The organism is Streptomyces sp. NPDC055243 (assembly GCF_044544025.1).
Lineage (GTDB): Bacteria > Actinomycetota > Actinomycetes > Streptomycetales > Streptomycetaceae > Streptomyces.
Window position 1 is genome coordinate 249,994 of record NZ_JBITWR010000005.1, and the last position, 23,089, is coordinate 273,082.

At 70.1% G+C, this 23,089-nt stretch carries 21 protein-coding genes; 13 read left to right on the top strand and 8 right to left on the bottom strand.

What is annotated here, in order from left to right; translation table 11 throughout:
• The first annotated feature begins 235 nt into the window (after positions 1–235).
• From ACIGXX_RS17100 to ACIGXX_RS17110, 3 genes are all read left to right on the top strand, one after another.
• Positions 236–607: a hypothetical protein gene (locus tag ACIGXX_RS17100; RefSeq protein ID WP_399976353.1), complete on the top strand. Its 372-nt coding sequence runs from the start codon at positions 236–238 to the stop codon at positions 605–607.
• 132 nt (positions 608–739) lie between these two features.
• A complete protein-coding gene (locus ACIGXX_RS17105; protein ID WP_383824936.1) occupies positions 740–2,455 on the top strand; it encodes an oxidoreductase in 1,716 nt (571 codons plus the stop codon).
• A gap of 351 nt (positions 2,456–2,806) precedes the next feature.
• Positions 2,807–3,166, top strand: coding sequence for a hypothetical protein (locus tag ACIGXX_RS17110; protein ID WP_383824939.1), 360 nt, complete (start codon positions 2,807–2,809; stop codon positions 3,164–3,166).
• A gap of 218 nt (positions 3,167–3,384) precedes the next feature.
• Here the strand turns inward: ACIGXX_RS17110 and ACIGXX_RS17115 are convergent, their stop codons facing one another.
• Together ACIGXX_RS17115 and ACIGXX_RS17120 are read right to left on the bottom strand one after the other, a co-directional pair.
• On the bottom strand, positions 3,385–3,612 hold the full coding sequence (locus ACIGXX_RS17115) for a DUF2945 domain-containing protein (protein ID WP_351167868.1): 228 nt from the start codon (positions 3,610–3,612) through the stop codon (positions 3,385–3,387).
• Positions 3,613–3,923: 311 nt separating this feature from the next.
• Positions 3,924–4,766, bottom strand: coding sequence for an oxygenase MpaB family protein (locus tag ACIGXX_RS17120; RefSeq protein WP_399976357.1), 843 nt, complete (start codon positions 4,764–4,766; stop codon positions 3,924–3,926).
• A 337-nt stretch (positions 4,767–5,103) separates the two neighbouring features.
• Between ACIGXX_RS17120 and ACIGXX_RS17125 the strand changes: the two genes are divergently transcribed.
• From ACIGXX_RS17125 to ACIGXX_RS17150, 6 genes are all read left to right on the top strand, one after another.
• The gene (locus ACIGXX_RS17125; protein WP_399976359.1) at positions 5,104–5,550 is read left to right on the top strand and encodes an SRPBCC family protein; all 447 of its coding nucleotides are present in this window, start codon (positions 5,104–5,106) and stop codon (positions 5,548–5,550) included.
• Positions 5,551–5,659: 109 nt separating this feature from the next.
• Entirely contained in the window at positions 5,660–5,839 is a 180-nt protein-coding gene (locus tag ACIGXX_RS17130; RefSeq protein WP_351167862.1) for a DUF6480 family protein, read from the top strand.
• Positions 5,840–6,344: 505 nt separating this feature from the next.
• A complete protein-coding gene (locus tag ACIGXX_RS17135) occupies positions 6,345–7,520 on the top strand; it encodes a polyprenyl synthetase family protein (RefSeq protein WP_366464832.1) in 1,176 nt (391 codons plus the stop codon).
• Entirely contained in the window at positions 7,517–9,055 is a 1,539-nt protein-coding gene (gene crtI / locus ACIGXX_RS17140; RefSeq protein ID WP_366464831.1) for a phytoene desaturase family protein, read from the top strand. The genes ACIGXX_RS17135 and crtI overlap by 4 nt, the downstream gene beginning before the upstream one ends.
• Positions 9,052–10,095: a phytoene/squalene synthase family protein gene (locus tag ACIGXX_RS17145; protein ID WP_366464830.1), complete on the top strand. Its 1,044-nt coding sequence runs from the start codon at positions 9,052–9,054 to the stop codon at positions 10,093–10,095. Before crtI ends, ACIGXX_RS17145 begins: the two co-directional genes overlap by 4 nt.
• The gene (locus tag ACIGXX_RS17150) at positions 10,092–11,114 is read left to right on the top strand and encodes a DUF5914 domain-containing protein (RefSeq protein ID WP_366464829.1); all 1,023 of its coding nucleotides are present in this window, start codon (positions 10,092–10,094) and stop codon (positions 11,112–11,114) included. The genes ACIGXX_RS17145 and ACIGXX_RS17150 overlap by 4 nt, the downstream gene beginning before the upstream one ends.
• A gap of 149 nt (positions 11,115–11,263) precedes the next feature.
• On the opposite strand, the gene ACIGXX_RS17155 is transcribed toward ACIGXX_RS17150, so the two are convergent.
• From ACIGXX_RS17155 to ACIGXX_RS17180, 6 genes are all read right to left on the bottom strand, one after another.
• A complete protein-coding gene (locus ACIGXX_RS17155) occupies positions 11,264–12,760 on the bottom strand; it encodes an FAD-dependent oxidoreductase (RefSeq protein WP_366464828.1) in 1,497 nt (498 codons plus the stop codon).
• Positions 12,761–12,851: 91 nt separating this feature from the next.
• A complete protein-coding gene (locus ACIGXX_RS17160) occupies positions 12,852–14,087 on the bottom strand; it encodes a lycopene cyclase family protein (protein ID WP_399976366.1) in 1,236 nt (411 codons plus the stop codon).
• 134 nt (positions 14,088–14,221) lie between these two features.
• Positions 14,222–15,016: an anti-sigma factor gene (locus ACIGXX_RS17165; RefSeq protein WP_366464826.1), complete on the bottom strand. Its 795-nt coding sequence runs from the start codon at positions 15,014–15,016 to the stop codon at positions 14,222–14,224.
• A 190-nt stretch (positions 15,017–15,206) separates the two neighbouring features.
• Entirely contained in the window at positions 15,207–15,926 is a 720-nt protein-coding gene (locus ACIGXX_RS17170) for a methyltransferase domain-containing protein (RefSeq protein WP_366464825.1), read from the bottom strand.
• A gap of 282 nt (positions 15,927–16,208) precedes the next feature.
• On the bottom strand, positions 16,209–17,462 hold the full coding sequence (locus ACIGXX_RS17175; RefSeq protein WP_366464824.1) for an NAD(P)/FAD-dependent oxidoreductase: 1,254 nt from the start codon (positions 17,460–17,462) through the stop codon (positions 16,209–16,211).
• A gap of 96 nt (positions 17,463–17,558) precedes the next feature.
• Positions 17,559–18,545 (bottom strand): MerR family transcriptional regulator, encoded by a 987-nt coding sequence (locus tag ACIGXX_RS17180; RefSeq protein ID WP_399976371.1) that lies wholly within the window; start codon positions 18,543–18,545, stop codon positions 17,559–17,561.
• Between the two features lie 152 nt (positions 18,546–18,697).
• Here ACIGXX_RS17180 and ACIGXX_RS17185 point away from each other — a divergent pair, with 152 nt between their 5' ends.
• From ACIGXX_RS17185 to sigK, 4 genes are all read left to right on the top strand, one after another.
• On the top strand, positions 18,698–19,294 hold the full coding sequence (locus ACIGXX_RS17185) for a sigma-70 family RNA polymerase sigma factor (RefSeq protein WP_351167841.1): 597 nt from the start codon (positions 18,698–18,700) through the stop codon (positions 19,292–19,294).
• Positions 19,294–20,286 (top strand): hypothetical protein, encoded by a 993-nt coding sequence (locus tag ACIGXX_RS17190; RefSeq protein WP_366463747.1) that lies wholly within the window; start codon positions 19,294–19,296, stop codon positions 20,284–20,286. The genes ACIGXX_RS17185 and ACIGXX_RS17190 overlap by 1 nt, the downstream gene beginning before the upstream one ends.
• Before the next feature lie 62 nt (positions 20,287–20,348).
• Positions 20,349–21,920, top strand: a complete 1,572-nt coding sequence (locus tag ACIGXX_RS17195; RefSeq protein WP_366463748.1) for an SDR family oxidoreductase — start codon at positions 20,349–20,351, stop codon at positions 21,918–21,920.
• 259 nt (positions 21,921–22,179) lie between these two features.
• Positions 22,180–22,752 (top strand): ECF RNA polymerase sigma factor SigK, encoded by a 573-nt coding sequence (gene sigK / locus ACIGXX_RS17200; RefSeq protein WP_399976898.1) that lies wholly within the window; start codon positions 22,180–22,182, stop codon positions 22,750–22,752.
• The last annotated feature ends 337 nt before the right edge of the window (positions 22,753–23,089 follow it).

A 23,089-nucleotide genomic window follows, 5' to 3' on the forward strand; every position in this document is an offset into this window, starting at 1 on the left:
GACCACAGATGCGCTTGGGGTGTGACGGGTCACGATCGCTTTTGGGGAGAGTGACAGTGGCTGTGCGAGCTGCGCTGCTTCTGAGCGGCGCGGCAGGGTGCTCCTCGACCGAAGACTCAGCCAGGTCCACCCCCGCGCCCGAGAAGACGACTTCGCCGAAAGCGACCCCGTCCCAGCCCGTGGAGTACAAGGCCAAGGAGCAGATCCTAGCCGCGTACGGGGGGGGATGCAGACAGTGCAGTACGAGGCCTCCCGCACCGGGAAGCTCAACAACGCCGAACTGCAGAAGTACGCCCGGGACAAAGCCGCCAGCGGCGTCGTGGTCACCTTGGCCTGGTATGAGCAACAGGGCCTTGAGGTCGATGGCGAGCCGCGCATCGCTCCCCGAGTCAACTCGGTTGCCCTGCACGGTAAGTCGAAGACGGCAGTCCTCTCCGGCTGCCTGGCCAACCGCGCATCGGACACCGTCTACGAGACGACGGGCAAGTCAGCCCTCTATAAGGGCTCCGAGGAGCCTGACCGCGGGCCGGTGACCGCCAGGGCGGTCTGTGTGGGAGACCGGTGGCTGAACGGTGAGTACACCATTGACCGGACCCGGCCGTGCTGAATCCAGGGCCTGGCGGGTTTTGGAGGAAAGGCGACGGATGGGCCCATCCGCGTGCCACCACACTCTGATACGAGCCCGATGCAATAGGTATGGGGCGCACACGATGACGTCGGCAGGGAGAAGAACGCGACGATGGACATGGCCACGGCAGGCACCAGCGATCCACCGGCTTGGCTGACCGAGGCCGAGATGGGGATGTGGCAGGCCTTTCGCAATGGGAGCGTCTACGACCTGCGCACGGGCGACGGGGAGGTCGACGATCCACACGGCCAGCACCCTTGGGGCCCCGAGCGCAGTGTGCGCGCACGGGTCGTTGCGTGGCTGCTGCTTCACCGGCCGCCCGGCGTGGGTGGGCGGCTCTCCTGCCTCAAGCTCCGGGGCGTGCAGATCACCGACGTGCTCGATGTCGCGGGCGGCACCGTCGCCCCCTACGTCGAGTTGAAGCAGTGCCGCTTGGAGCAGGAGGTGCTGATCCCGAAGGCGCGCTTCACCACGCTACGGCTCGTGGACTGCTCAGTGCCGCGCCTAGCAGGGGACCGCGTCTACACCGAGGGCGACCTGGACTTGTCCCGTTGCCGATTCCAGCGAGGCGTCCGCCTGACTGGCGCCCACATCGGTGGAGACCTGCTGTTCAACCAGGCCGTGGTGTTCCGCGACCGGCGCGGCAACTCGATCGCGGCGGACGGGCTTTCGGTCGGGCAGGACCTCCAGGCCGAGCTGCTGGAGTCGCACGGCCAACTGAGCCTGCACGGTGCGACGGTCGGAGGCTCCTTCAGCCTGCGCGGCTGCAAGCTCGCCAATCCGTACGGCCAGCGGGCGCTCGACGCCCCGCAGATGACCGTGGAGCGCACGCTCTACATGACGCCGGCCTCGCTGGCCGACCGGCTTCTGCCCGGCCAGACCCCCGCCCGGGGCAGCCGCGTCCAGCGCTTCGAGTGCCAGGGCGGCATCCGGCTCGACGACGGCCTCTTCGGGGACGCCGTCGACATGGACGGGGCGCGCTGTGTCCTGGAGAGCGACCAGGAGATGTCGCTGCGCCGCGTCCGGACGACCGAACTGCGCTTCCTCGGGGAGGCCCCCGAGCGCGGTAAGGTCACTCTGTCGGGCGCCAAGGTCCTCAACCTGATTGACAGGTCTACCAGTTGGCCAGGTCCCGGCCGCCTCCAGATAGGCGGCTTCAGCTACGAGAGCCTCGTCCCGCTGGGTAGTTTCCCGCTCTCCTCGCGGCTGGAGTGGCTGGCGGCCGCGACCCCTGAGTACGACCCCGAGCCGTACGAGCAGCTGGCCACCATCCTGCGCAACGGCGGCCAGCACGCCGACGCCCGTCGGATCCACCGTGCCCAACAGCGGCGTTGGCGCGCCACCCTGCCATGGCCGCAGCGAGCATGGCATGCGGTGCGGGCCGTTCCAGGTATCGCGGTGGTCCTGTGGGCCGTCACTGTGATCGCGTTGCTGACGGTGGCCTGGCGCAGCACGCGGGCGGTCCTGCCGGACATCAGCCACAGTGCCGGACTGGGGCCATCCGACGCGCCCCCCGTGGTAGTTGCCATCGTCAGCCTCATCACCGCCTCCGGCGTGCTCATCGGCGGCATCCTCAACGGACTCGCCAAGTTCGTCAGAGCCCGGGGGCAAAACGCCTCCGACATCGTGCAGGTGCGCGGGCAGGCCGACGCCGACCTCATCCGCGCACAGGCTGAGATGAGAAGAGCCGAAGCCGACATGCTCCGCGCCCGCGCCGGCCTTCCTCCGGGAGAGCCGTTCGAACCTGACCCGGGCAGCGCACCGGGGAACGGCCCTCTCGCGCCCCCTGCTCTCTCCGGAGACGACGGGGCGCCAACGCCGCCCTGACCGCCTTGGCCCCATCGCTCATCGAACAGGCAAGCACTCGCGACAGGCGGCCGGGCGGGGGATGCGTCCACGTCCGCGGCTTACGGGGAGTGCTATTGAGCAGCCTCGGAAGCGGCCGGGCGGCCGACGTGACCCTCGCCGACGCTCGGCACCTTGGCGATCTGTGGGCCTGCGGCTTCGGTCTGGCCGCCCTGCTCCACACCCGGTCTCCAGCTCCGCTGCAACACGTGAGCGCCCGGCAGATCCGGGGCGCGATCTCGTGCGGCAATATGCCGGATTTAGCCGAGTGCGCGCCAAGCAGGCATGTCATTTCTTCACATTTCCCACGTCAGCTGCGCGACGCAAGGTGGCATGGTTGATCGACTGATGGGCCGGACATTCCGCGTCCGCGTTGGGGGGACTTTCATGCGTACTCGTGCGGCTGCAGCTTCGGCTGTTTTGATCCTGTGCACTGTGATGGGCGCGGCGGCCTGCTCGTCGTCCTCGGACGGCAACCCGTCTTCGGGCACATCGACCTCGGACGAACAGGGGAAGAGCCAGCGCCAGGCGAACAAAGTCGCCCCCGATGCCGATCCCTCGGCCTGCGCGACTTCCAGCGAGAAGATCCCGGAAGGCTGCGTGGTCGACATGGATGTAGCCGAGATGGACGAGGCGACTCCGGCCCCGGAGCCTCCTGCGACGACTGCGACGTGGGTGCCCTCGGCGAAGTGACTGCACCTATGACGGGCGGCCTGGCTCGATGGGGGAGCAGCCGCGACCGGGACCGCGCGCTCGTGCGCGAGCCTTACGAGATGGGTCCAAGACGACGGTGGTCGCCCTCGTGGACAGGATGCGATGCAGGTCTACTTTTCCAGTTGCCCGGCGGCATGTTGACCGCCCCCTGAACGCGGGCACCGTCTCATCCCGGTCTTCCTTCTGCTTCGCGGCCGTCAAGAGCGCATACCCTTCTTCCGCAAAGCGCCGGGCTTGTGCACAGCGGAGCGGCCGGACTTGGCGCTCTCCACCTCGTACTGCGGATCCTTCGTCGAGGCATCGACGGTCCGGCCTGCCGCGCGAGTCCGGTCGGTGATCTTCCTCTTGACCTTGCCCGGCACATCCTGGCCGTGGCTCTTCCACGACACTTCGTCGCCCTTGCTCAAGTCATCCTTCTTCGGCATGGCTGTTCCCTTCTGCATTCTGGGGTCAGGGTCGGTCTCCGTGGGAGCATTCACGCACAAGGCCCGGATGCTCCCACGGCTTGCCGAACGCGCGCTCCTTGTGCGTTTCGGCCGTGTCCACAGGTTCCTGTGATCCATCTGCTGGCGCATCTGCGGCTCACCCGGCCCCCTGGCGTGGGCGTGCGCGCGGCCGAGCGGCGGCGCGGTGCTGCTGCTGGATTGGTGCTTCGTCCGCGCCGACCCTTGCGTCCAGCGGTGGCGAAGAGAGACTCTGTCCGGGCTTCATGGGTGCTCTGTAGCTGCGGTGCTCGCTAGCCCATCGCCCATCTGATCAGGCCGGTAGCTGCTCTCCCCACAGGCTCTACGGCCCATCGCTCTGCGCGCTGACAGCGCGGCAATCGCAGTTCCGTGGATGCCCAGCGCGGCAGCAGGGCGATGGCGTTGGATGCCAGAGCGCCGTAGAACGGCAGCGCCGCGGTGGGGATCGGGGGCCGGAGCAGCAGGTAGCGGGCTGTTTCCAGCGCCTCGGGGGTGCAGCGCAGTTCGCTGCGAAAGTCGTCTATTCGGGCGCTCAAGGCGTTCATCGACTGTGGAGGTCTGAGAACCCCGAGCGTTTGGGCTATGCGAGATGTCTGCGCAACGTATCTGTCGCACTCCTCATCCGTCAGCCGGTGCGCCCCGAATCGCTGATGCGCGCGCAGGAAGCTGTCGATCTCCGCCACGTGCACCCACTCCAGCAGGTGGGGGTCCGCTGCGTGGTAGGCGATGCCCTCCCCGGTGACGCCCTTGATCCGCTCGTGGACGGTGTTGAGGCGCTCGCAGGCTGCCTGGGCGCTCTGAGCAGTGCCATAGGTCGTTGTCGCGAGGAACGTGCTGGTTCGCTGAAGCCTTCCCCAGGGATCACCTCTGTAGCCGGAGTGCGCGGCGACTGCGGCCATGGCGACCGGGTGAAGGGACTGCATGAGCAGAGCGGAGAGTCCGCCGATGAACATGGAGCTATCGGCGTGTACGCGGCGTATCGGGCTGTCGGGCGGGAACCAGCGTGGCCCGGGAGACGCGTGGATCTTGTGGCGGTTGCGCGGCCCCTCGGGTCCGGCGACACGGGTGAACAGCAGGGAGCCGGCGCGCTCACGCAGCGGATCGAGGAGCGACATGACGGCCTGCGAGGCTCCCTGCTGTTTTTCCCTCACACCAGTACTTCGCCGTTGAACCGGGTGTCGGATGCAGGATGCCTGGGTTCTTTGTCCCGCTCCGCCCCGCCCTCCGTACTTGGGCGAGCTTCGACCTGTACTTGGGCAAGCTTCGACGGGCTGATGCACCGCTCAAGACCGTCTGGTTCAGCGAGTGACTGGTCACTTCGGGCAGCCCGCGACGGGTGGGGACACGGCGTCGTCCATCGGGTCACGGTGGAGTGCATCCAACGACGCAGCCCGACGAGAAGCCGATGGGTGCGTGCACCGTGCTGGAAGAGCCCGCCGCGAAGGGAACCACATGATCGACGTCGAGCGCGTCCTGGACCTGCCCCACCCCGTAGAGGAAGTCGTCGCCTTTCTGGCGGACTCTTCCCATGCCGAGAGCTGGGATCCAGGAACCGTCACCTGCCAGCAGATCAGCCCCGGCCCGGCAGCGGCGGGCACGGAATGGCACAACGTCTCCGAATTTCGCGGCCGCCGCACCCAGCTTCGCTACCGGCTGACCCTCATGAACCCTGACCAACTGACGTTCGTGGGTCGCAACGAGACGGTCACCTCCACAGACGACATGCGCTTCGAGAATTGCCAGGGCGGTACCCGGCTCGCCTACCACGCGCGCATACAGTTCCATGGGATCGCCCGCCTCGCGACGCCCTTGCTCAAGCGGGAGTTCGAACGGCTGGGCGATGAGGTGTCCGAGAGGCTACCCCGCGCGCTCGACCGCGCCCTGGGATCTGCGTCCTAACCCGCCGCCAGGACGCCCGATGAGTGGAGGTACGCAGGATCGTGCCGGCCAGGCAGCAAGGAGATGCGGCCGATATGCGCAGCAGTCCGCTCCGAGGGACAGTGAATACATGACGGATCCACGTGTCCCTCCGACGGAGACGCCACCCGCCGAAGGGTCGATAGCCGAGGCGCACCAGGAGCGGCCCGATGGAGGCATCTGGGAGCACCCCACTTGGTGGCTGTGGCTGATCGTGCTCGGCGCTGCTTTGATCGCCGCCTTTTTCGTCGCGCGCCTCGCGGGGCTCTGAGGCTTCCCACGTGCGGGCAGCTCCTTGGCAGTCGGTTGCCCGATGGCCATGCCGCCCGTTCGGCGCCGTGCGCTGGCGAGCGCCCTGCCGTACTCCACTCCCGGTCTGCCGACCCGGTTCGTGGTGTTCGCGCGGGGGAGATGCTCGGGGCCCGGCCTGCCGCACCTTGGCAGTCCGCGGACAGCACGGTCTGGGCGCCCCCTCTGCCGGTCCTGGTGCGGCCAGCTGACTGTGATCGGCTTATTGCGCTTGCCGGTTTTCGCAGGGAGATGCTCGCAGGTGCATCCGGGAGGGACGTCCGCAGGGAAGACGTGTGGACCGAGGCCCACCTGACGCCATGAGAGGAATTGCGATGCGCCGCACCCGGGCGGAGGCACCGCCACTGGTCACCGGCGGCCACGACGACCGAGCCCGCCGACAGGACCCATCAGGCATCCGGCCGCTGCCGCGCGCTCAACTCGCCTGGCAGTCGGCGGGCCAGAGCTCCAGGTCGTGTGATGCGGCCGTGGTCAGCGCCGACGTGGCAGCCGCGGTCGGCCGTGTCCTCGATGAAGTGTTCCAAGAGCGGCTGGACGCGGCTGCCTCGATCGACGCCAGGTTCGCCAAGGGCGTGGCCGAAATGGTGGCCGACTTTACGCTGACCGGCGGAAAGCGCATGCGCTCGCGGTTTCTGTGGTGGGGGATGCAGGCGTGCGGTGGCCCCGCCGATGGAGCTTCACTCCAGGCGGCCCTCCGCCTGGCGGCGGGACTCGAACTGATCCAGACATGCGCGTTGGTCCATGACGATGTGATGGACGGTTCGCCGGTGCGGCGTGGCCGGGCCGCCATGCACATGGAACTTGCGGCCCAGCACGGCGCTCCCGCCACCGGGCCGGGCGCGTCGTTCGGCACGAGCGCCGCCATCCTCATCGGTGATCTGGCCCTGGCCTGGGCCGATGACGTCGTGGCGGCTACGGAGCTTTCGCCGGACCTGGCCAGGGATGTGCGCAGACTCTGGCAGGCGATGAGGTCGGAGATGGTGGCCGGCCAGTATCTCGATCTGTACGGGCAGAGGACCGGTTCCCGATCGATGTCTCTGGCTCTCCAGACGGCGTCGCTCAAAAGCGGACTCTACTCGGTGGAGCGGCCGTTGGCCTTCGGCGCGGCCCTTGCCGGGGCGGACCAGCGCACGACGCGGGCGCTCTGCTCGGCGGGCCGCTGCGCGGGCCTGGCCTTCCAGCTGAGGGACGACTTGCTGGGGGTGTTCGGCGACCCGGGGCACACCGGCAAACCCGCGGGTGACGACATCAAGGAAGGCAAGCTCACCTACCTTCTGGCCGTGGCCAGGGCCCGCGCCCAGGCCACCGGGAGCCGCGCTCTGCTCCGGATCCTGGACACCCATGTGGGGGATGCCGATCTGACAGAGCGCGAGATGGAGCGCGTACGCGGCGCCTTGGTCGCCAGCGGTGCGCGTGACACGGTCGAAGCCAAGATCCGTCGGCTGCTCGCCCAGAGTGTGCGGCACCTGGACCGCGTCGCCCTGGAGCCCGCTGCGGTCGCGCACCTGCGGGAGCTGTTCTGCACGGCGGCGGGTATTCCTTCGACAGCCGCTGCCGATATCGCGACCGGCTCATCCGATGCACCCGGCGACGGGCATCGAGTCAGCCCTCTGCCGCCTTTCGCCGAAGCGAGCAACGTATGAGAACGCTGCAAGGCCCGACCGATCATGTCGTGGTCGTCGGAGCGGGTTTGTCCGGTCTTTCGGCCGCCCTGCACCTGCTCGGCGCCGGGCGCCGGGTGACCGTTGTCGAACGCGCGGCGGTGCCCGGAGGCCGCGCGGGCCTGCTTGAGCAGGGCGGGTATCGGATGGACAGCGGGCCAACGGTCTTGACCATGCCCGATATCGCGGACGAGCCTTTTGCGGCGGTCGGGGAACGCCTGGCTGACCGCGTGGAATTGATCCCGCTACATCCGGCCTACCGCGCGCGATTCGCCGACGGCAGCACCCTGAACGTGCACACCGGCGCAGCGGCCATGGAGGCCGAGATCGCCCGCTTCGCCGGAGCACGCGATGCCCTGGGCTACCGGCGGCTGCGCCGCTGGCTCGAGCGTCTCTACCGGGTGCAGATGCGCCGGTTCATCGACACGAACTTCGACTCCCCCCTGGGTCTGCTGACCCCTGACCTCGCCCGGCTGGCAGTCCTCGGCGGCTTCGGACGCCTGGACGCCCGTATCGGCCGGTTCCTCTCCGACGAGCGGCTGCGCCGCGTCTTCACGTTCCAGGCTCTCTACGCCGGAGTCCCTCCGGCCCGCGCTATGGCCGCCTACGCCGTCATCGCCTACATGGACACCGTCGCCGGGGTCTACTTCCCCAAGGGCGGCATGCACGCCCTGCCCCGCGCCATGGCCCAGGCCGCCACCGACGCGGGCGGCGACCTGCGCTTCGAGCACGAGGTGACGCGCCTCGAACGCGCCGGGGAGCGGATTACCGCCGTCATCACGGACCGCGGACGCATTGCCTGCGACGCCGTCGTCCTCACCCCGGACCTGCCCGTCGCCTACCGGTTGCTCATGCACCGGCCGCTGCGCCCCCTCGCGCTGCGGTATTCCCCTTCCGCCGTGGTCCTGCATGCGGGAACCGACCGCACCTGGCCCGAACTGGCGCATCACACCCTGTCCTTCGGTGCCGCCTGGAAAGGCACCTTCCGGGAACTGACCCGCACGGGGGAGCTGATGAGCGACCCCTCGCTCCTGATCACCCGGCCCACGGCAACCGACCCCGATCTGGCACCGCCCGGCCGTCACCTGCACTACGTTCTCGCGCCCTGCCCCAACACGGCCCTCGGTACGGGAGTACGCCAATGGCACGACCTCGCGCCGCGCTACCGCGATGGCCTGGTGCGGGAGTTGGAGCGGCGCGGGCTTCAGGGGTTCGGCGCCGCGATCCAGGAGGAATGCCTGGTGACGCCCGCCGACTGGGCGGCGCAGGGGCACGCCGCCGGGACCCCGTTCTCCGCCGCCCACACCTTTGCCCAGACCGGCCCCTTCCGGCCGGCCAACCTGGTGCGCGGCACCACCAATGCCGTCCTCGCGGGCTGCGGCACCACACCGGGTGTCGGGGTGCCGACGGTGCTCCTGTCGGGAAAGCTGGCCGCGGCGCGAGTCACGGGAGCGGGGCTGTCCCGGCCCCCAAGGCCCCGGACAGCAGGCGGGGCAGTGAAAGGACCAGATGCATGACTGACCGGGAACTCGATGCCGCGGGCATCAGCGACCCAGCTCTCCGTTCGGCCTACACGCACTGCCGGCGCCTCAACGCGCGCCACGGCAAGACCTACTTCCTGGCCACCCGGCTGTTGCCGCTGGCGCACCGGCCCGCGGTGCACGCCCTGTACGGATTCGCCCGCTGGGCCGACGACATCGTCGACGACCTGGAATCCTCCGCCACGTCCGCCGAGCGCGCCGCGGCCCTGCAGCGGCTCGAGCAGCGTCTGCAGGTCGCGCTGCGGCACGGCACCAGTGACCAGCCGGTGGTGGCCGCGCTCGCCGACACGGCTGGCCGGTATGCGATCGAGGCGCGGCACTTCACCGACTTCATGACCTCCATGCGCCTCGATCTGGAGGTCAGCCAGTACGCCGACTATGCGGCGCTCCGCCGCTACATGCACGGATCCGCCGCGGTGATCGGCTTGCAGATGCTGCCGGTGCTCGGGACGGTGGTACCGCGTGCGGAGGCCGAGCCGCATGCGGCCGCCCTGGGGGTGGCTTTTCAGCTGACCAACTTCCTTCGGGACGTCGGCGAGGATCTCGACCGCGGGCGTCTCTATCTGCCGCTGAACCTGCTGACTGCTCACGGCGTGGACCGCGACCTCTTGCAGTGGAGCCGCACGACGGGAGCCGTTGACCGGCGCATCACCGCGATGCTCAAGGCCGCCGCCGAACTCACCCGCGGCGTCTACCGCGAGGCCGCGCCTGGGCTGGCGATGCTCGCTCCGATGTCCCGGCCCTGCATCCGCACCGCCTTCGTGCTGTACGGCGCCATTTTGGATGCGATCGCCGACGACGGATACGCGGTGCTGCACCGCCGTGCCATCGTTCCCCGCCGACGGCGGGCGGCCGTGGCCTGTGACGGCCTGGTCCGCCTGGCGATGGCTCGTACGCGTGCCCGCGGCAGGATCGAGCCCGTCGCCGGAGCGGTCGCGGGAGCACGCGCCTACCCGGCCTCGCATGTGCAGGCCGCCGCGGAGCGGGAGTGGTTTGTGGGAAAGGAGACAGTGTGAGGGGTGGCCGGGCCCCCGGTGCGGGGCGTATCCCTCTGCGGCTACGCCGTGGCCCCACGGCCTGGGAGCGCCAGCGGCCCACCTGGCGCGAGGCGAAACCGGGCATCATCGCCGGCGCGCTGAAGCGGGCGCTGGCCCGGCCCTCGGGCAACTGGTATGTCCTGGGCAGCTCGCAGGACGTCACCGCCGACCGCTCACTGGGCCGAAGCGTCGCAGGTGTCGAAGTCGTCGCATGGCGGGACGCGGACGGCGTGCTGCGGGCAGGACCGGGCAGCTGCCCCCATCTGGGAGCCCCGCTCAAGGACAGTCCGGTCCAGTGCGGCACCCTGATCTGCCACTGGCACGGGATGGCGCTCAACGGTCAGGCCACTGCGGGCTGGGAGCCCTATCCGGCGTTCGACGACGGGGTCCTCATCTGGGTCAGGCTCGACGAACTCGGCGGCGAGCAGCCGCTGGACCGGCCAGTGATCCCAGAACGTCCACACCCTTCCCGAGGAGTGGCCGCTGTCTGCGAAGTCGCCGGGCGTTGCGAACCGGAGGACGTGATCGCCAACCGGCTCGATCCCTGGCACGGAGCATGGTTCCACCCCTATTCGTTCGTCGATCTGACCGTCGTCAGTGAGCCTGGCAACGATGCGCACGCCGAGGAGGGCAAGGACTCCTTCGCCGTCGATGTCTCCTTCAAGGTCGCCGCCCGCGCGGTGGTTCCGGTACGGGCCGTGTTCACCGCACCGGAGCCACGCACCGTCGTCATGCACATCACCGACGGAGAAGGACGCGGATCGGTCGTCGAGACGCACGCCACGCCCCTGGGACCGGACACCGCAGGGCTGCCCCGGACCGCGGTGATCGAAGCGGTCATCGCCACATCGGACCGCCGTGGCTTCGCCATCGCCCGGGCGGCGGCACCCGCCCTGCGACCCGTGATGCGGGCCGCCGCCGGACGCCTGTGGCGGGACGACATGGCCTATGCGGAGCGCCGTTGGGCGCTGCGCACCAGCGGCCGCTTCCCTGGCTGAGCCACGAGGACTGGTCGAACCACCGATCGGAGAGGCGCTCAGCGGCGGGAGCGCGGGCCCGCACCCCGGCAGCCACAGCCCTTGTCGACCACCTCACCCGCACACAGGGCGAACGCCCGCCACACCGGCGGAGGAAGGCGACAGCATGCTCAGCCGAGCGCCCGGTTGAGGGCTCGCAGGACGCCGACCCTGCCTTTGTCCGGAACCGTCCAGAGCGTCTGGCCACGCACGCCCCACTGCTCGAGCAGCGCATTGGCAGCGAGGAAGCCTGTGGTCGCCGCCCTCTCCATGAGTGCGACCGGCAGTTGTGTGCGCACCAGGTCGCCGGCCACGGTCACCATGGGATCTGAGGTGCGTACCTCGGGCCTGTCCGCGTACCCCCCGACGGGAAACAGCGGGCAATCGGCGCGCCACTCGTGCCGCGCATCGATGATCTGAGCATCGCGTGTCTCAGGGTAGACCCGGTGCAACTGGCCTACCAGCCGCTCTTGTTCGCTTGCCCGGTCGGCGTGCCCGGCCGCCGCGTAGGCGTGCAGTTCCACAACGGATCCTCCACGGCGGGCGGACCACCGGGCAGCCTCGCCCTCCCAGCGCTCGAGGACGCTCACATTGTCCAGAGGCCCGTAGCCGCTGGTGCCCAGGAAGCCCGGGCGGTCGGCGGCTACTGGGCGATCCAGCCAGAGCCGGGACACCAAGAACGGCGGAGCGGTGCGCAGCCGCAGCATCCGGGACCGCCACTCCGGGTCGGCAAGCTGCGGGGATTGGGCGACCACCCGCTGCAGGCCAGGGGTGTCGAGGGCCAGAACCACCGCGTCGTAACGGGATTCGGTGTCCTGCGTGATGACCCGCGAGCCGCCGTGCGGGGCGGACTGAATGCTCTCGACGCTCTGACCGGTCCGGATATCGACCCCATGGCCGGACAGGTAGTGGGCGAGCGGTTCCCACAGTGCAGCCGGGAAAGGCTCGTTGGGCACATCAAACAGCAGGCCCTCGCTGGAGCCGAGGAAATAGATGTGGAACATCAAAGCCATTTCGGCTGCCGAGAGGTCGCGCGGATCGGCGAAGAAGCTGCGCGAGAATACTTCGAAGGCCAGGTGATGGGCGGCCTCGGGAAACCGGATGCGCTCCAGAAGGTCCCAAGCGCTGAGGCCGTCCAACTGCTCGTACACCTGCGGCACTCTGACATCGAGAAGAGGCAGGGCGGCGCGTGCGTTCATCCGGGGCAGGTCCCGCAGGCCGAAGGTGGGGCTGAGCGCGACGAAGCCCAGTGCGCTCCACGGCGGCGTACGGGGCACACGCGCAAAGCTGTCCTGCAGGCCACCGCTGTGCTGCAGGGGGTAGTCGGGGAGCGCGGTGAGCATCCGCAGCCCGGGGTCCGCACGCCGCAGCAGGCCTCGGAGGTTGTAGTACTGGCGGAAGAAGGCATGGAATCCGCGGCTCATGGTCACGGCAGATCCGTCGGAGAGCCCGACCGGCCAGCCCGCCAGACGGCCCCCCAGCTGCTGCTCTCGTTCGTACAGCGTGACGTGGACACCGCGCTCTGCCAGGGCCGTTGCCGCGGCGAGCCCCGCGATGCCGCCGCCGATCACCGCCGTTCGGGGGGCCTGGCCCTCGACACGTTGCCGTCCCTTGGGGCCGGGCAGCATGCGCGCGCGCCGGTCTCGGCCTCGTCGGACCGTGCTCCGTGATCCGGCGGAGTGTCGAAGTGGCGGGGTGTTGTCGCCCGGCACAGGCATGTCACATCTCTTTCTGTCGTCCGTGTTGCCGCCTGGACGCGGGCAGTGTGCGCTCTCGGGCCGTCGAGAGGCGGGGCAGCAGGGGCAGCTCGATCGCGGTGCGGAGCATGGGGCGCACGGGGGTGTGCAGTCCGATGCGGAAGTCCTCGTGCCAGCGTGTGGCACCGTCGAGAAAGCGAAGGAGGCGTTCCATGGGAACGTTGGTGAAGAGGCCGGTGAAGAATCCCGCTCCATTCACCCTGCCGGTGTCCAGGGCGCGCAGGAGGACGGCATCCATGGCCAGAGAACGCCGCGAGTGAGCGGGCGGCGGGTGTGGGGTACGGCCCTCGTGCCAGGCATGGGCGATGGCCCGCGCCTGTCGTTGGACGGCGGCGAAGGTGTAGCCGGTGGACGGGCGGGTCGCGCCACCGGCCGTGCCGATACGGAACACCGATCGACCTGCCCGGCGCGGGAACCGGGCGTCCGTCATGGGAATCACGCCCTGTTCGATGCGGTGTACCTCGTACTTCTCCAGGCCGAGTTGGTCTCCCACGTAGGTGCGCAGTGCTTGGTCGTATCCTGCGTCGTCCAAGACCGAGGCCGAGAACTCCGTGTACTCGACCAACGCCTCATAGGGGCTGCTGGGCAGGACGTAGCCGAAGGAAAGGCCGTGCCGCGGTTGCGGGGTGCGGAAGTCCATGAGGTCCGCGACTCCGGGGTCGAAGGCGGGCTGGTCGAGTCGGAGAAACCAGCCCCGAAAGTGCTGGAGAAGCGTGGTGCGGGCCGGTGGAAGCCGGGGCAGCGGGCGGGAGTCGAACACCCACCGAGCCCGAAGCGTGAGGGTCTCGCCCCGGCTGCCGGTTGCCCGTACCTCCGCCCCTTGAGGCCCATCACGCACGTCGTGGACCGCTGCCGCCAGGCGTGTCACGCCGGGTGTGGCCTCCAGCCGTTTGTGCACGAAGGTCTCGAAGGAGCGCGAACGCAGCATCTTGTAGCGCAGCGGTGCGGGCGAGCCGGTCACGGAGATACCGTCCGGCCCGCGCAGGCGCAGGGTGCTCCAGTCCGCCGATGTCACTTCGTCGAACTCGCCGCGCAGCTGCTCCCAGAAGCACCAGGTCCGCTCCGGGGGCCGCAGCGGACCCGGCGGGGCGTCGATCAGGACGATCGAGGGGGCTTTAGAGGGGGCAGCACACAGGTGGTAGGCCAGCGACAGTCCGGCGGCGCCCGCACCGACGATGGCGATCTCCGTGTCGTACATGCATCCCCAGTTCGCTGTCGCGTGGCGGGCCGCTGTGCGTGCAGCGGGCTCCCAGGATTCCGCACGAGGCGGCGAATTGGATGCACGGCCGAAGGACCAACCGGGGAGTGTCGCGATCGTGGCCTGGTGAGGGATCAGTTCTTCAAAGAACCACGGACCACGCTCTTGCCGGAATGCGCGGGACTGCCGTTGTAGGCCTGGTCCGAGACGTCCACCAGTGGGTAGTCGGCCAGGTCTACGCCTCGGGGCAGGGGCAGGGTGGCCGACCCGCTCGGGTCAAGGACACCGACCGCGATGAGTTTTTTGTGGGTCGGATCCATCAGCCACACTTCGAAGTAGCCGTCTGTCCGGGGTAGGCCGCTCACATCGATGTGCAGTTGCCGTCGGGGGCCTTGTGCTTCCTTGAGCCGCGCCTGCCCCTGCGCGTCCCCGACTGCCAACGGGGCAAGCGCTGATGCGGTTCCGGTGCGGGTGGCTTCCCCCTCGTCGTCGCGCAGTTGCCACCAGGTGGCGCCACTTCCCAGTGCCGCCCCTGCCACCAGGCAGGCAGCGGCGAGCAGCACCGCCGGCCTCAGGCCTCCGGCTGGTCGGGGTTCGGATTCTTCAGCCACCTGACCAGTGGAGACCACCAGCGGGGGCACGTTGCCGGTGCCATGGCCCGCGTCGCCGTTGCCTTGGGGCTCCGGCGCCCCGGTCGTCGGAGCGAGTGCCAGTTCCGAGGAGATCACATGCCAGACACTGTCGGGTGGCGCAGATGGGATGTCGTCGGGCGACATCGCCCGCGCCGCGCCCACCACGCGCCGCAGCGATTCGAGTTCGGTCCGGCACCGGTCGCACTGTTCCAGATGAGCGGTGAAGGCACTGAAGCGCTCGGGGGTCTCGTCTTGGAGGGCAAGCTCGGCCAGGTCCGCCGCGTCCAGATGCTTCACGATCTCTCACCTCCGCGCGGCGTCAGGGTTCGAGTCCCTGGGCCAGCTCCATTCTGATCTGGCCCACCGACAGCCCGGGCCGTTTGGCCATCTCCGTCGTCGTCAGATGCTCATACGGGGGCAGGCGCAGGATGGTGGTTTCCCGGATGACCGCCTGGGCGACGGCGAGTTCGAAGGTCGCGGAGCGAGCTCATTGGATGGCTGAGCCGTTGCGTGCGAGGAAGGTGTGGACGATGCCGGTCTGCCATCCGGCGACGGGGAGGGTGCGTACGTCGGTGAATCCGGCCCGGTGAACACGGGCGGCGAAGGCGGGTGCGGTGTCGAACGCGCTGACGCTGTCGTGCAGATGGCGGTAGAGCGCGCGGTCACCGGTCAGGGTCCCGGCCGGAATGATCACTGCGTGGCAGATCGTCGTCCACAGGGCGCGGTGGACGGGTGAGCCGCTGAGGCTGTACTCGTGCGCGGCCAGCCTGCCGCCGGGGCGCAGCAGGGTGCGGACGGCGCCCAGGACTGCGTCCGGGTCGCTGACGTTGCGGAAGAGGTAGGCAGCGAAGATCGCGTCGAAGGTGCCGGTGTCCTGGTCGGTCAGCAGTTCCTCGGCGGGCAGGTGCTGAAAGCGCACGTTCGGCGGCCAGGTCTTGGTGCGTGCTTGTTGCAACATGCCGGCCGATGCGTCGACGGCGGTGATGCGGGCGTGGGGGGCTGCTCGCAGCAGGGCGCGGGTGGAGGCGCCGGTGCCGCATCCGAGGTCGAGAATCCGCAGGTTGGTTCCGCCGTGGGGAAGCCTGAGCCGCCGGGCCGATCGCAGCAGGTCCGTGCGGTAGCCCGGGTTCATCGCGGTGAGTCGGTCGTAGGCGGGCGCGGCGTGGTCGAAGGCGCTGGCGAGGAGGTCGTCGTGGAGAAGTGTCATCGGTGCATGTCTCCGGGGTGGCTGTGCGGCTGCATTGCGGGCAGTTCCGGGGCGAGGACGCGGGCTTGCTCACAGCTGTGTGCGGCGAGAGCCAGGCGGGCTCCGCGTACGTCGAGTTCGGCCGCCACGGCGCTGCCGATGGATCTGGTGGCACCGGGCGACCAGGATGCGTGCTCCGTGGATGGCACGGTTCCTCCAGAAGTCGGCCCGATAGGGAACTGGGCCACGCCTCTTCTTCGGCCCGGAGGGCTGTGGCGGATGCGGTGGGACGGTTGCAGGTCTCTACCGGTGAGGCTGCGCTTGATCGGTCAGTACTTCGCGGGCGGCCCGGGTGCCGGAGGCGAGCGCGCCTTGCACGGATCCGGTGGCCCGGTGGTCTCCGCATACGTACCGGCCGGGCGCATGGCGGGTCGTGCGGCTGAGCGGCCAGGGTGGCCTCATCGCCGGCAGTGCACCGGCGATCGTGTAGGTCGCGATCAGCTGCCAGGTGGTGGTGTCCGTGGTGTACAGCTCGGCGAGACGACGGCGTACGGCGGCCTCTCGCTTGGGCGCGTCGCCGCCCAGGACGGAGGTGGACACCAGAGCGGTGCCCGGCGGAGCGTAGGTGGGGGCGACTTCGCTGAGGACGCAGGTGTTGAGGACCGCCAGCGTGCTGTCGGTCACCAGGGTCGGTTCGCTCAACGGGGGTGTGTCCGTGGCGTGGTAGTAGGTGGTGACGGTGCGTCCGTCCGGGACCGTCAGGCCGGGCAGCAGGTGCGCGGCCGTTGCGGCGTCCGTGGCGACGACGATTGTGGCGGCCGGTTCTTCGCGGCCGTCGGCCAAGAGGACACCGGCGTCGGTGAGGGCCGCGACCGGCGTCTCGAGCCTGAGCGTGCCTGTTGGCAGGCCTGCGGCAAGCTGGGCCGGAGCCGTGCCGATGCCGCCGGAGGGCAGGCACAGGCTGCCGCGGGCCATGCTGCGATAGATGAGGTGGAAGAAGCGTGCCGAGGTCTCCAGCTCGTCCTCCAGGAACACGCCCGCCAGGAACGGCCGCAGCAGGTTGTCGACGGCACGGGGGGACAGCCCGGAGCGTGTGAGCGCGCGGGCGGTGGCCTGGTCATGCCCGCGCGTGAGCGCGCGAGCCGGCAACAGGGTGTCCCGTGCGGTCAGTGCCGCGAGGGCGCCGAGGTCGCGGGCGCTCAATGCCCGCCCGGGCAGCAGGTTGGCGGCCTCGCGCGGCCGCCGGGTCGGGTCGGTGAGGCGCAGCACCCCGGCGGGCGTGTGGGCCATCAATCCGGGGGTGAAGGGGCGCAACCGCAACCGGCGAAGGTCCAGGCGGCGCTTGACCTGGGGGTAGAAGGTGTTGAAGACCTGGAAACCGCGGTCGAGTTGGAAGCCGTCGGTGTGGTCCGTGCGCATCCGCCCGCCCACCGCATCGGACGACTCCAGCAGGGTGACCCGCTGTCCGGCGCGGCACAGGTCCATCGCGCAGGCGAGGCCGGCGAGCCCGGCACCGATGACGACGGTGCGGGGGGCCGTGGGGTGCTGAAGGGGCATCAACTGTCTCCTCGTCTCGTTGGCCGTCCGTCACATCGCTGGTCCCGGGAAGGGCGCAGCCGGCGGTGGGCCAGGATGTCACCGCCGTGGTTGGGCTCACCGCGTGACAGGCCGCCGGGCATCGCCGGAAATCGCCGTCTCCAAAACGGCCAGAGCTTCGGCCAGCCCTGAGGGGCGGGGCAGCCCGGGCACGCTGGGACCGGCCCAGCCCGGTCCCAGCGTCAGCACCAGGGGGTGGCGGCGGGCACCCCGGACGCCCCACGTCATCGCCGCCACGTGCTGGGCCAGGGGGCGGCTTGCGGTGCTCCGGGACTGCGCCCACAGTCCGATCGCCGCGGGCCCGGTCCTGCGCACTGCCTGCACGAGAGCCTCGGCCGGCATCGCGGCACCGAACATGCGCACGGGCAGGCCACGTTCGGTCAGGGCCGCTGCCAGCGCTTCCAGCGGAAGGGTGTGGATCTCGCCGGGCACACAGGCGAGGAGCGTCGTGGCAGCCGCCTGGCCGGAGGGGACACGCGGTGCGCTGCGCCGCAGCGCACCGACGACGTGCCAGGACAGCAGATGCTCGACCTCCACGTACTTTTCCCCCGAGCTCTCCCACTTGCGGCCCACTGCCTGCAGCGTTGGCGTGATCACCTCCTGCCAGGCCGTGACCAGCCCGTATTCGTCGATCGCTGCGGTCAGCAGGTCGTCCACGGACGCGGCGTCGAGCCGCAGCGCGGCGCGGGCGAGACCCTTGCACTCCCGGCGCGCATCCCCGAGCCGGAGACCGGTGCCTGACGGGCTGCGGGCTGGGGTAGGGCGCGCCGGTGCCCGGGCGGCGAGCGCCATGTCCGACGGCCTTCCGTCACGTGCCAGGCGCGCGGCCTCAGCCGGCGGTACCCCCGCCATGGTCAGCGCGCTCATCCGCTCCAGCCGCGCGATGTCGGTGGCGGTCCAGCGGCGGTGCTTGCCCCGGGTGTGGACATCGGGGCCCAGGCCGTAGCGCTGGTCCCAGGAACGCACCGTCGTCGGCGCGACGCCCAGCCGCCGGGCCACCGCACCGGTCGACAGCCCTGCGGGGTCGTGCTCGCTCGAACTCACTGCCCCAGCGTACGACGCACAACCGACGCGTGTTGCCTGCGTCGTTTGTGCGTCCAAGACTCAGAACTGGCGCAGGTGCGCACTGGTCTGTGGGTGTGCCTCAGCACATGACGTCTTATCCCGCACAGCCGCTCCGCAGGAGGAACACGACCATGAGTTCGATCATGCGAACCTCGGAGCGCCTGTTCCCGCCCACCGAGGCAACGGCGCTCGAGGAAGAGCTGGCCCAAGGACTTGTCGACGCCGACGAGCAGGCGTTCGCCGCGATCTACCGGCGCTGGAGCCCTCTGGTGCACACCATGGCCGCCCGCTCGCTCGGGGACGCGCGGGAAGCCGAGGACGTGACCCAACAGGTGTTCCTCGCGGTCTGGCGGGGCCGGGCCGGCTTCCACCCCGAACGCGGACCGCTGGGGGCCTGGATGGTCGGCATCACGCGCCGCAAGATCGTCGATGCGCTGGCAGCACGCAGCCGACGTCTCCGCCTGATCGATGCGGCAGGCCACGCCGCAGGCATGGCTGCGCCGCACCTGCGCGTGGCAGTCACCGAGCGGGTCCTGGACCGTGTGCTGCTGTCCCAGGAGCTCTCCCGCCTCCCGCGGCGCCAGCGGGAGGTGCTGCACCTGGCGTTCTACGAGGACCTCACCCAGGTGCAGATCTCCGAGCGCACCGGCCTGCCCCTGGGCACGGTCAAGAGCCACGTGCGACGGGGCCTGTTTCAGCTGCGCACCAAGATCGAGGAGGGCCGCTGATGTCGGCGCTCCACCCCGTCGGGGCAGGCGCGCAAGGCGCTGCCGGGCCTCTTCACCAGGAGGCAGCGCCCGGCGTGCTGGTCAAGGCGGCGCAGGCGGCCGGAGAGCGGCAAGACGCTCTGGGCGATGGGTGGCACAAAGGCGAGCCGGGCACGCCTCTGACCTGGCGGACGCTGGGGCTGGACACCTTGGCATCCATGCTGCTGTTGTCCCTGCAGCGCCTGGGCGGCAGCAGTTTCAGCGCGCAGTGCCAGTGGCCTCGCCTTCATCCCCTCAACGAGCGCGCGATCGCCGTCAGCCACCATCCGCTGATCATGGTGGAGTCCACCCGCCAGCTCGCCCGCGCACTGGAGCGCCGGTATTTGGCCCCGGACGGTCCCGCCCCGCTTGAACCCCTCTCAGTGAGGCTGGGCGTGCGTCCTGGTGTCCGGCCTTTGGAGCGGGGCAGCGCCACGGACGTGTCCGTCCGGGTGAGCGTGGGCGACCTCGCCACGCACGCCGGTGTGCTCGCCGCCTACCGCATTTCTGCCGAGTATGAGCATGAGGGGATGCCGTTCGGTTCGTGCACCATGCGGTGTGCCCGCCCGGTCCACCTGGCGGCGCCCTGCGTCGTCGCACCGCCCCCGCTGTCGCATCTGCACCCCCCGGCTGCCGCGGTGGGCGCGGCCGCCGACACCGATGTCCTGCTGGCGCGAGCACCTCAGGGCCGTCTGGTCATCGTCCCGCGCGACCCCGGCCATCCCGTCCTGCTCGCCGGCCGCCCGCCCCGGCTGCCCGCGCTTGCGGTGCTGGAGGCCGTCCGGCAGGCGGCGCTGCTGACTTCCGGCCTCACGGCGCAGGCAGTGGCCGGGCTGCATGTGGAGCTGCAGGCCCCCGTGCCGCCGAGCGGGGCCCTGGCCGAAGTGATCGCGGAGCCAGGAGGATCGCGCGTTCTCGTCACGGTCGGCGGCGCAGTTGCCGCGTTGGGGACGGTGGCGCTGCTCGGGCCGTGAAACGGACGTCACAGACCACAGCCAGGACATAGGTACCGAAGCAAGCGCGCGGAGGAACGATCGTGGACACGGACGGACAGCGGGACGTACATCGGCTGCACTGCCTGGTCGCCGGGGCATCCGGCTACGTCGGCGGACGCCTGGTGCCAGAACTCTTGGAGGCCGGCCATCAGGTGCGGTGCCTGGCCCGTTCCCCCGCCAAGCTCCGCGACCATCCCTGGGCGAGGGATGCCGAAGTGGCCCCGGGCGATGTCACGGACGCCGCTTCGGTCGCGCAGGCCATGCGCGGGATCGACGTCGCCTACTACCTGGTGCACGCGCTGGGCTCCGGCTCCGGTTTCGAGGACACCGACCGCCGCGCGGCCCAGATCTTCGCCGAGCAGGCGCACACGGCCGGTGTGCGGCGCATCGTGTACCTGGGTGGTCTTACGCCGCGGAGCATCCCCGAATCCAAGCTGTCGCCTCACCTGCGCTCGCGCGCCGAGGTAGGACAGATCTTCCTGGACCACCCCGTTCCGGCCACCGTGCTGAGGGCCGCGGTCGTCATCGGTTCGGGATCGGCTTCCTTCGAGATGCTGCGTTACCTGACCGAGCGGCTACCGGTCATGGTCACCCCCAGCTGGGTGCACACGCGCACGCAGCCCATCGGGGTGCGCGACGTCCTGCGCTATCTCGTCGGATCGGCCACCATGCCCGACGAGGTCGACCGGGCCTTCGACGTCGGCGGCCCGGACGTTCTCACCTACCGGGAGATGATGCGCGCATACGCGAGCGTCGCCGGGCTGCCGCGGCGGCTGATCGTGCCGGTGCCGGTCCTCACACCCCGGCTCTCCAGCCACTGGGTCGGTCTGGTCACACCGGTACCCGCCTCCATCGCCCGGCCGCTCACGGAGTCGCTGCGCCACGAGGTCATCTGCCACGAGCACGACATCGCCCAGTACGTGCCCGACCTCGCGGGTCGGCCGATGCCGTTCGACCAGGCGCTCGCCCTGGCCCTGCGCAGGGTGCGCGAGGCACAGGTGGTCACCCGCTGGTCGTCCGCCTCCGTTCCCGGGGCGCCGAGCGATCCGCTGCCCACCGATCCCGACTGGGCCGGCGGCAGCCTCTACACGGACGAGCGGCGCCTGTCGGTCGACGTGTCCCCTCAGGCGCTGTGGAAGGTGATCGAGGGCATCGGCGGCGACAACGGCTGGTACTCCCTCCCGCTCGCCTGGGCGGTGCGGGGCTGGCTGGACCGGTTCGTGGGCGGCGTAGGCCTGCGCCGCGGACGACGCGACGCCGAACGCCTGCGGGTGGGCGACTCGCTGGACTTCTGGCGCGTGGAGGAAATCGAGCCCGGACGGCTGCTGCGGCTGAGGGCGGAGATGCGGCTGCCGGGGCTTGCCTGGCTGGAGATGTATGCCGAGACCGACGACGAGGGCCGCACCTGCTACCGGCAGCGCGCCCTGTTCCATCCACGCGGTCTGCTGGGTCACGCCTACTGGTGGTCCGTCGCCCCGTTCCACGCCAGCGTTTTCGGCGGCATGGCCCGCAACATCACCCAGGCCGCCGCCAAAGGCCTGAGCGCACACCAGAGCAAATCCGGCCCCCGTCGCGCTCGACGTCCCCGTCTCAGGCCAAGGGCGCGGCGCTAGCGCGCACACCCCCCATCCGAGGCCACTACAGGAGCCTTGAACGTGCACCCGCCTTGTCGTTGCATCCGCCGGCCGGGGCGGCCGGAAGTCATTGAAGAGGGGCAGCGCCGACGACCGCGCTCCAACCCGCCTCGGTCCCGTGCTGAACGACGCAGTGGCGCCAACAGCCGGGCGCACACGCCGTGTCCGCACTGCCGCCGCACCTCGGAGGACGAAACCTCGGGGGACGAAACCTCGGAGGACGAACGTGAACCATGTTGTGACGGCCGCCAAGCGGCCGGAATCGGCGGCGAATCTTCCCGAGCTCATGCAGCGAGTGGCTCATGGAGATGAGGACGCCTTCTCCTCCTTGTACGACATCGTGGCCGCTCCGGTCCTGCGAGCGGCCCACACCGTGCTGCGCGACCCTGCTCAGTCCCAGGAAGTCACCCAGGAAGTACTCGTGGAGCTCTGGCATACCGCCCCGCGCTATCGCACGGACCGCGGAACGGTCATGAACTGGGTCCTGACCCTGGCACACCGGCGTGCGGTGGACCGGGTCCGCTCCACGGCGGCCTGCAGCGCACGTGAGAAACGCACCGCGCAGCTGGCGCACACGCCCGTGTTCGACGCGGTCAGCGAAGAGGTCGAGACCCGGATGGAACACGAGCAGCTGCGCCGGTGCCTGCTCACCCTGACCGAGGCGCAGCGGCAGTGCCTGGTGCTGGCCTACTACCAGGGCATGACGTCCCGACAGATCGCCGAACGGCTCTCGCTGCCGCTGGGCACCGTCAAGACACGCCTGCGCGACGGACTCATCCGCCTGCGCGACACCCTGCAAGTGCCCGCGTAGATCGGATGCCCTGCGGCCTCCGCCGCAAAGGACCCTTCTCCGCGTGGCACGGGCTGCTTGCATCCCGTCCGCGCAGGCCAAACTCCGCGGTGCGCGTGCGCGTGCGCGTGGTCGGCGCGCCGAGCACAGCCTGCGTCCCGCGGCTGATGGCACCGGGCCACCAGGCGGCCGCACCCATCTCCCGCACCAGCGCCGGGACCAGGAAGGAGCGCACGACCAGGGGGTCGAGCAGGACACCGAAGGCAACGATGCAGGCGAGGCTCCGTCTCGGCGCGACGGCGGCCTCTGGATGGCCGACTTTCCGTGCACGCCACAGCGGCCAGCCCCATGGGAGCCA